A 2,758-nucleotide genomic window follows, 5' to 3' on the forward strand; every position below is an offset into this window, starting at 1 on the left:
GGTCGGGTCGGGTCGGGCCTGGAACGGGTCGGTGCCGGTCCGCCCCGAGCCCCGGCGGCCGCCCGCCGGGGCTCGGATGGCGCCGCCGGCGGGTGTCCCCGTACGGGCTACTCGGCGGCCGGGACGTGCAGCAGCAGGTTCCGCGACCCGGCCGGGAGGCCCGTGATGCGGCCCGGCACGGCGCTTCGTAGGAGAGTTTCGGCCACCTGCGCGGGCGTCTTGCGCGGGCCGCCGGCCGCCAGGCCCTCCGCGAGCACCAGCGCGGCGACGCCCGCCGCGTGCGGGGCGGCCATGGAGGTGCCGGAGGCCCGCGCGGTGGCCGTCGTGGAACCCCTCCAGGCCGAGACCACGGCCACGCCCGGGGCCGAGAAGTCCACGCAGGGGCCGTAGTCGGAGAACTTGGGCCGCCGGTCCTCGATGTCGGTCGCACCCACGGTGACCGCCTGCCGGATGCCGGACGGCGAGCCGGTGCAGGCGTCCTCGCCGGAGTTGCCGGCCGCGACGGTGAAGGTGATCCCGGCGGCGATCGCCCGCGTGACGGCCCGGGTCAGGGCGAAGCTGTGGCCGCCGCCCAGGCTCATGTTCGCCACGGCCGGGACGGAGGGGGACTTGAGGGAGTCCTTCACCATCCAGTCGATGCCGCTCGTGATGGCCGACAGGCTTGCGTCGCCGCGGCAGTCGGCGACCTTCACGGCGACGAGCGAGACCCCCTTCGCGACCCCGTACGTGGCCCCGCCGACGGTCCCGGCGACGTGCGTACCGTGGCCGTTGCAGTCCGTGACGCCCTCCCGGTACACCGCGGTGGCGCCCGTCCGGGCGCGGCCGCCGAACTCCTGGTGGAGGGTGTTGATCCCGGTGTCCACGATGTACGCGGTGACCCCCTCCGCCTTGGTCCTGTAGGCGTACGAGCCGTCGAGCGGGAGCGCGCTCTGATCGAGCCGGTCCAGGGCCCAGGGCGCGGACGTCTGGACGAGTGGCAGCCCGGCGGCGCCGTCGGCGGTCCCGGGGTCGGTCCGGTCGGTGCGGTCGTTGCCGGTGGTGTCGCCGTCGCCGTCGCCGTCGGTGCCGGTGCCGGTGCCGGTCGCGAGGGTGCGGGTCGCGAGGGTGCGGGTCCCGAGAGTACGGGGCCCATGGGTGCGGGTCCCGTGCGTGGGGGCGCCGTCGATCCGGAAGGTGGCGTCGGGCTCGACGGAGGCCACCCGGGGATCGGCGGCGAGTTCGGCTGCGCGGGCGGAGGTGGTCCGCACGGCGAAACCGTTCAGGGCGGTGTCGTAGACGGCCCCGACCCGGTCGCCGGACGCCTCGGCCTCGGCGACGAGGGCGCGGGTGGAGGCGCGGGCGGAGGCGCGCGAGGCGCTGTCCCTGAGGACGACGACGTAGGGGGCGAAGGCGGTTTCGGCGTCGGTGGCGGCTGCGGCTGCGCTGGTGGCGGCGTGGGGAGGCAGGGCGGTGGCCACCGCCAGCAGAGCGGCGGCCGGAAGCAGGGCGGTGAATGCGGTCATGCGGCTGATGCTCGGTGAGCCGCGGGTCGCCCGCGCGGAGGGTGCGCCGACTGGCCCCGCGACACGCCCGCGCGAGGGGCGAGATCCGCAAGGGACGGCCTACGGCGCGATGGTCCAGCCGCGCATCGCGAAGACGCCCTCGTCATGGGCGCCGGCTGCGTCGTAGGTGGCCAACGCGGCCTCGTTGTCGGTATCGACGCCCACCCACATGCCGTAACAGCCGCGGGCCTCCGCCTCGGCGGCGAGCGCCAGGGTCAGGGCGCGGCCGATGCCGCGCCGCCGGTAGCCCTCGTCGACGGAGAGCTCGTACAGGCACATCTCGGTGCCCTTGTCGGGATGGCTCATCTCGATGCCGGAAACCATCCCGGCGGGCACTGCGTCCACGTAGGCGATGAGCATCAGGTGCCCGGGGGCGTCGAGGAAACGCTGCGACCAGTCCGGGCGCGCGGGCCCGTCCAAGAGCCCCTCGGCGGCTTGCAGTTCGGCGAGAGTGCGAGCGGGTCGGATGTCCATGGCGGTGACGATAACGGCCGGACGACCAACGGCCGCTCCCTTCCGACACGACACGGCGCGCAACGCCGGAACCGGCGCGCGGAACACTCGCCCCCGCGAGGCCCTGACGGCCGTCGGCCGACGGCCCGGCAGCGGGTCGCACCCCCAGGTCGCCGGTGGCGCGGCCGGCGGCCCGGGAGCGGGCCGCACCCCCAGGTCGCTGGTGGCCGCTCCGAAGGACCGTCATCTGCCCGGATCGCGGCGGCGGTCGGATCGGTCCTGACAGACACCGCGGCAAGGTGATCGCGGAGGGCCGCAACCAGGCGTACGAGAACGAGCCGGCCTGCGGTTCAGCCTGCGGTTAGGGCAGCGCTCGGGCGGCAGTCCGGGCGGCAGTCCGGGCGGACCTCGGCCTGCGGTTCGGCCGGCGTCTCGGGCGGTGTTTCCGTCGGCACCCCGCTGCGGGGCACACCCCCGCCCATGCCGAGATGAACGCGCTGGGAGCCGCCCGGACGGGCTGAGACCTGGGCGCGATGACCACCCGGAGCACGCAGGAGCCGTGCCGTGCTCAATGTCCGCGGCGGTGGCCGAGTTCACGAGCGTGCACTGGCTGCGGTTCGTGGCACCGAACGCGCCCCGCGCCCCGCGCCCGCGACGCTCCGCCGCGCCCACCGCCCACCGCCCACCGCCCACCGCCCACCGCCCACCGCCGCTCTCCTTTTACACCCCTCACGCCGCCGCCCACCTACCCGCCATCCTGTCGC

At 75.7% G+C, this 2,758-nt stretch carries 2 protein-coding genes and 1 pseudogene; 1 reads left to right on the forward strand and 2 read right to left on the reverse strand.

Going from position 1 to position 2,758, the window contains the following annotated elements; all coding sequences use genetic code 11:
- Positions 1-107: 107 nt before the first annotated feature.
- Both J7E97_RS31495 and J7E97_RS31500 read right to left on the reverse strand, forming a co-directional pair.
- Positions 108-1,502: a S8 family peptidase gene (locus J7E97_RS31495; RefSeq protein WP_215034385.1), complete on the reverse strand. Its 1,395-nt coding sequence runs from the start codon at positions 1,500-1,502 to the stop codon at positions 108-110.
- Positions 1,503-1,601: 99 nt separating this feature from the next.
- A complete protein-coding gene (locus J7E97_RS31500; protein WP_215034387.1) occupies positions 1,602-2,015 on the reverse strand; it encodes a GNAT family N-acetyltransferase in 414 nt (137 codons plus the stop codon).
- Positions 2,016-2,565: 550 nt separating this feature from the next.
- On the opposite strand from J7E97_RS31500, the pseudogene J7E97_RS31505 reads away from it, so the two are divergent.
- A pseudogene (locus J7E97_RS31505) lies at positions 2,566-2,758 on the forward strand (hypothetical protein); the annotation flags it as partial.

The organism is Streptomyces sp. ISL-66 (genome assembly GCF_018614135.1).
GTDB lineage: Bacteria > Actinomycetota > Actinomycetes > Streptomycetales > Streptomycetaceae > Streptomyces.